The 5,868-nt window shown below is 67.2% G+C and carries 4 protein-coding genes; 3 read left to right on the top strand and 1 reads right to left on the bottom strand.

All coding sequences use genetic code 11. The features are described from left to right. Window positions 1-2,125: collagenase (locus ACWEF2_RS31355; protein ID WP_453819865.1), on the bottom strand; the 2,125-nt coding region annotated here is incomplete at its 3' end. Window positions 2,126-2,822: 697 nt separating this feature from the next. On the opposite strand from ACWEF2_RS31355, the gene ACWEF2_RS31350 reads away from it, so the two are divergent. The 3 genes from ACWEF2_RS31350 to ACWEF2_RS31340 form a co-directional block, all read left to right on the top strand. After that, window positions 2,823-4,208 carry a family 2B encapsulin nanocompartment shell protein gene (locus ACWEF2_RS31350; RefSeq protein ID WP_453819864.1) on the top strand — a complete coding sequence of 462 codons (1,386 nt, stop codon included), beginning with the start codon at window positions 2,823-2,825 and terminating at the stop codon, window positions 4,206-4,208. A 274-nt stretch (window positions 4,209-4,482) separates the two neighbouring features. Then, the gene (locus ACWEF2_RS31345; protein WP_453819863.1) at window positions 4,483-5,523 is read left to right on the top strand and encodes a family 2 encapsulin nanocompartment cargo protein polyprenyl transferase; all 1,041 of its coding nucleotides are present in this window, start codon (window positions 4,483-4,485) and stop codon (window positions 5,521-5,523) included. A gap of 138 nt (window positions 5,524-5,661) precedes the next feature. Continuing rightward, window positions 5,662-5,868: nucleotide-binding protein (locus ACWEF2_RS31340; RefSeq protein WP_453819862.1), on the top strand; the 207-nt coding region annotated here is incomplete at its 3' end.

Raw genomic sequence — 5,868 nt, 5'->3', positions numbered from 1 at the left:
CGGAGGCGGTGTAGGTCTTGGAGGGGTTGGTGGCGGTGGAGGTGGTGCCGTCGCCGAAGTCCCAGGCGCGGGAGGCGATGGTGCCGTCGGAGTCGCTGGAGCCGTCGGTGAACGTCACGGTCGCGCCGCTGACGCTGGAGGTGAACGCCGCCGTCGGCGCCTGGTTCGTCGGGGTGCCGCCACCACAGGCGCCGGCCGCACAGGCGGTCAGCCAGGCGTTCCAGTCGGTGTTGTAGTTCAGGCCGGTCAGGAAGGTGCGGGCCGCGCTCCAGTTACCGGCGCGGTAGTAGCCCAGGAGCCTGGTGATGTCGGCGGGGTGCTTCTCCAGCATGTAGCGGACCCCGAGGTAGCCCCACCGGTAGGTGCGGGTGGTGTCGTTGTGCTCGTAGGTGGTGTCGAACACCTCGCGCAGGGTGAAGGTCTTCTTGGCCGCCTCCACGATCGCGGCGTCGTAGACGACGTTGCGGTAGGAGTAGGAGACGTACTCGGCGAAGCCCTCGATCCACCAGATGGTCGGGGTGGAGACGCCCGCGGTGAAGTCGCCGTACATGTTGAACCGGCCGTCGAGGTAGTGCGTGTACTCGTGGTTCAGGTTCCAGATGGCGAAGGTGGGAAGAACCCGGGTGTCCTCGTAGGCGATGAACCTCGGCTGGTTGCCGGCGACGGCCGGGTCACCCTCCAGGTACATGCCGCCGTTGTTGGTGCTGATGTCGTACAGCGCGCCGGCGTAGGTCTGGTAGTCGACGCTGGAGTTGAAGACGGTCACCTCAAGGGCGGTGTTGCGGTCGTTGGCGACCGGGCCGTTGTCCTTGACGATGTTGTGGAAGTAGGCGTCCTGGTTGGCCAGGCTGGTGCAGCTCGCGTTGAGCTGGGCCGTGGTGATGTCCTGGGCCAGGATCCGCAGGGTGGAGCTGCAGGTGTGGTTGATCGGCAGCACCGCGGCCTTGATCTGGGCCCGGTAGTTACAGGTGCCGTAGTAGGAGCAGTTCGCGTTGTCGTAGTAGTCGACCATGTCGGCCAGGGCCACCCACATCCGCGCGGTCGTACCGGTGATGCTGCTGCGACCGATCAGCGCCTTGACCATCGGGCGGACCTTGGCCTGCAGCGCGGCGTGCTGGACGAAACGGCTCAGCTCGCGGGCGGCGTTGTAGGGGAGGTAGTAGTAGTCCCCGCCGATCAGGTTGAAGTTGTTGTTGGCGAAGCTGTTGACCGTGTCGAGGAGGCTCGGGTCGCTCGTGACCGCGGTGACGAACTCGGGCACGTAGTGGCCGCGGAACAGCACGGTGAAGACGCTGTTCACCGAGCTGCGCATGTACTTGTACTGGTTGTAGGAGCTGCTGTAGGCGTTCAGCAGCCGCTTCACCACGTAGATGTAACGGGCGTTCTCCTCGGAGCTGTCGATGAGGATGACGGCCTCGTTGAGGGTCTCGCCGTTGACGTCGTTGACGTCGCCGGAGCGACTGTTGGCGAAGAAGGCGTCCAGAGCTGAGCGGATCGCGGTCTTGAGCGTCGTGCCGTAGGTGCCGGCGTCTCCGGCGGGCTGGCTCTGGACGTAGTAGCCGGCCCGGAGGTACAGCACGAGCTGGAGCGTGCCGGTGCTGTTGTCACCGGCGTAGCTGAGGGCGTTGTCCCGGAGCGCGGAGGCGACGGTGACCATCTGCGACTCGCGGAACGCCGAGTAGGCGTTGCTCCCGCTCAGGCTGAACAGTGTGTCCACACACTGGGGGGTGACGCTCTTGATCGCCGCGACCAGGGCGCTGCCGGTCTGTGCGAAGTCGGCGACGTTACAGGCCGCGGCGGCGGCCTGCAGGGACTTCTGAGCCGACTTCTGCGTCGGCTTCTTGGTGGTCGACGGCGCGTTGTAGTCGTGGCGCTGCTCCTCGACGAAAGCCGACAGCGGCGGGCTGTCCTCGTTCTTCAAGGGTTTGTGCTGGACGTGGGCCGGTTCTTCGTTCCGGGGGCCGGTGACATCCCTGTCGGGAGCAGTCCCACTTGTGATCGTCGAAGTGTTCCGTGCGACCGCCGCACCCGGGGTGGCGAGCACGACCTGCGTGCCGACGCCGAGACCGAGGACGGAGCTGATGAGGACCACCTGGGAGATCGTCCGGCGCAACCTGCTCTGCATGTCACTCCTGGGGGGAGGGGGAGCGAGGCCGCCCGGCTGAGAGCCTCGGCCGGGCGGCTGATCGTTATGTGAAATGTAAAATTTCACACGTCATATAGCTAACGCAAGGAGCATTCCTGTCCGTTTCTGGGGGAGTGCTCCGCCGATCATGGCATAAATCGGGAAACTTGCCGTTGACCTGGTGTTTGTCCTGAGGGTGCGTGGCCGCAAGGGTACATCACAGTTCTGCTGCGGCGGTATGGGGGCGGTCGCCCTGGGTGACGGCGATGCGTTGCCCGTTCGGGGGTGAGACGGCGGCACCCGGGAGGTGCGAGGACGGCCGCGGGTGACCGAGGCGTTCGCGGCCGAGGTGTCCGGTTCCCTTGGTCCGGCCGGAGGCGGTGGGGGGGGCGGTCTATAACGGCCGGAGTGCGGCGAATTTCGGCGATCGCCGATGGATTCCTCTATTAGCGTTCAGTCCGTTTTTCCCGAAAAAGCAATATTTGTGCTTGGCAAAATTATGTTTAATGCTTGACAGAATATTTAAGGGAACTCCAAAATTGGATCGGTCCGCAGCGGTGGCCCGCCCTCCCGAACCCTCACCTTCGAGATGAGGGTGATTTGGCGAATTCGGTTGCGGCTGATCTGTTTATTTCCCCTTTTTCGATCCAGGTTTTCGGCCTCCCTTTTCGAGACGAACACAGATGGGCGGTTTGTTGTGACGGAGTTCGATGCCGGCCGGGCACAGTTGAGCCTGGGAACGGACGCGGCGCGTAATCTCGCGACGACGACCAAGACGGTTCCGCAGATGCAGGAGATCTCCTCGCGGTGGCTGCTGCGGATGCTGCCGTGGGTGCAGGTCTCGGGCGGCACCTACCGGGTGAACCGCCGGCTCAGCTACACCGTCGGCGACGGGCGGGTGAGCTTCACCAGCGTCGGGACGGAGGTCCGGGTGGTCTCGGCGGAGCTGCGCGAGCTGCCGTCGCTGCGCCACTTTGACGACCCCGAGGTCCTGCAGGCGCTGAGCGAGCGCTTCACCCAGCGGGAGTTCACCGCGGGGGAGGTGCTGGTGCAGTCGGGCCGGCCGGCGGACGAGGTGGTGCTCATCGCGCACGGCAAGGTGAACAAGGTCGGTACGGGGCCCTACGGAGACCAGGTCGTCCTGGCGGTGCTGGCCGGTGGCGACCACTTCGGCGACGAGACGCTGGCCGCCCCCCAGGGCGACTGGGACTTCACGGTCAAGGCGGTCACCTCGGGCACGGCGATGGTCCTGTCCCGTGAGGCGTTCAGGGAGGTGGCCGACCGCTCCGAAGAGCTGCGGGCGCACCTGCGGCAGGTGCAGGCCGGTCCGAGGGGCCCGCAGAACAAGTACGGCGAGGCCGCCATCGAGACGGCGGCGGGGCACGCCGGGGAGGCCGACCTGCCGGGCACGTTCGTCGACTACGAGCTTGCCCCCCGCGAATACGAGCTGAGCGTCGCGCAGACCGTGCTGCGCGTGCACAGCCGGGTGGCCGACCTTTACAACGACCCGATGGACCAGGTCGAGCAGCAGCTCCGGCTGACGATCGAGGCGCTGCGGGAGCGGCAGGAACACGAGATGATCAACAATCCCGAGTTCGGCCTGCTCCACAACGCCGACCTCAAGCAGCGGATCCACACCCGGAGCGGGCCGCCCACCCCCGACGACCTCGACGAGCTGCTCAGCCGCCGCAGGAAGACGCGGCTCTTCCTGGCCCACCCCCACGCCATCGCCGCCTTCGGCCGGGAGTGCAACCGCCGTGGGCTCTACCCCCTCGGCGTCGACATCGGCGGGAACATGGTGCCGGCCTGGCGCGGTGTCCCGATCTTCTCCTGCAGCAAGATCCCCATCACCGGCGCCCGCACCACGTCGATCCTCGCACTCAGGACCGGGGAGGAGGACCAGGGCGTCGTCGGCCTGCACCAGACGGGCATCCCGGACGAATACCAGCCCAGCCTGTCGGTCCGGTTCATGGGCATCAACGAGAAGGCGATCATCTCCTACCTGGTCAGTGCCTATTACTCCGTCGCAGTGCTCGTCCCCGACGCGCTCGGAATTCTCGAAGACGTCGAACTCGGTCACTGAGAACGGGTCGTGCGGCCCTTGGACCTCCCCGGATTCCATCCGCCGTGTCCAGCGGGCCGGAATTCCCATCGGGAAAGGGCACGTGCGCGGACCCGGAAACGCGTGTGCGTCTCAGGAAATGGGCAGGTGGCATCGGGGTGCCCAAATCCGGGCCCGGTCGGATGAGACCGAGGTCGGACGTGCTCGGCGTCGCGGGGCATACCGGCATCGATGCCGGTGCGGATTACTGTGTGGGGCGTCGGTTGTGGGACGCCGAGCGAAGGTGTGAGGGAACATGACGGCGGTTGAGGTGACGGCTGAGGGACGCTCGGCGAGCGAGGTGCTCCTCTGGAGCCGTGACACGGTGGAGTCCGCCCTGCGCCCGGCGGTCGACACGCTGCCCCCCTCGATGCGGCGCATCGCCGGTTACCACTTCGGCTGGTGGGACGAGTACGGCGAGCCTGCCGGAGCCGACGGAGGCAAGGCGTTCCGCCCCGCGCTGGTCCTGCTGGCGGCCGAGGCCGTGGGGGGTGCCGTCCAGGCGGCGCTGCCCGCGGCGGTCGCCGTCGAGCTGGCGCACAACTTCTCCCTCCTGCACGACGACGTGATGGACGGTGATCGGACACGCCGTCACCGCCCCACGGCCTGGACCGTCTTCGGTGTCAGCCCGGCGATCCTGGCCGGTGACGCGCTGCTGGCGCGGGCCTTCGAGGTGCTCGCCGAGGGCGGGCACCCGGCGGCTCCGGAGGCGGCGCGGATCTTCGGTACCGCGATTCAGGAGTTGCTGGAGGGCCAGAACGCGGACGTGGCCTTCGAGGGCCGCCGGGACGTCGAGCTCGCCGAGTGCCTGGTCATGGCCGCGGGCAAGACCGGCGCCCTGCTGGGGTGCGCCTGCGCGCTCGGGGCACTGTTCGGCGGCGGCACTCCGGAGCAGGTCGAGCGGCTGCGCGCCTTCGGCGACGACCTGGGACTGGCCTTCCAGCTCGTCGACGACCTGCTGGGCATCTGGGGGGATCCTGAGGTGACCGGCAAGCCGGTCTACTCGGATCTGCGCAGCCGTAAGAAGTCCCTGCCGGTCGTGGCCGCGCTCGCCTCCGCCACCCCGGCGGGACGTGAGCTGGCCGAGCTCTACCATCGGGAACGGCCTCTGTCCGACACGGACCTGGTCCACGCCGCCGAGCTCGTCGACGTCCTGGGCGGGCGGGCGTGGAGCCAGAGGCAGGCCGACAAGCTGCTGACCCGGGCGCTGCGCCACCTGCGTTCGGCCGGCTCCGTGCCGCGTCCCACCTCCGAGCTGGGCGCGCTCGCCCAGCTCGTCACCCGCCGTGACCGCTGAACGGTGCCGCCCGTGTGATGATCCCGGCCGGGCTATACCACCGACATGATAGTCAAATGTGAGGTTTACTCACTTGACTGATCGATGACAACCTGAGCGCCAGGTGAATCGTTTTCATGTTCGGATTGGATCGTCGTCGTGAGGGTGGCATTCGTTGGTAAGGGCGGTAGTGGCAAGACGACTCTGTCGGCGCTGTTCGCCAGATACACCGCGCGTCGTGGTGGGCCGGTGGTCGCGATCGACGCCGACGTCAACCAGCATCTGGGCATGGCGCTGGGCGTGGCGCCGGAGGCGCTGCCCCGGCCGATGGGCGCGCACCTGACCGAGATCAAGGAGTGGCTGCGC

It is taken from the genome of Streptosporangium sp. NPDC004631, assembly GCF_053601935.1.
The sequence above is the reverse complement of the archived record's forward strand: the minus strand, read 5'-3'. Positions and strand labels throughout refer to the sequence as shown.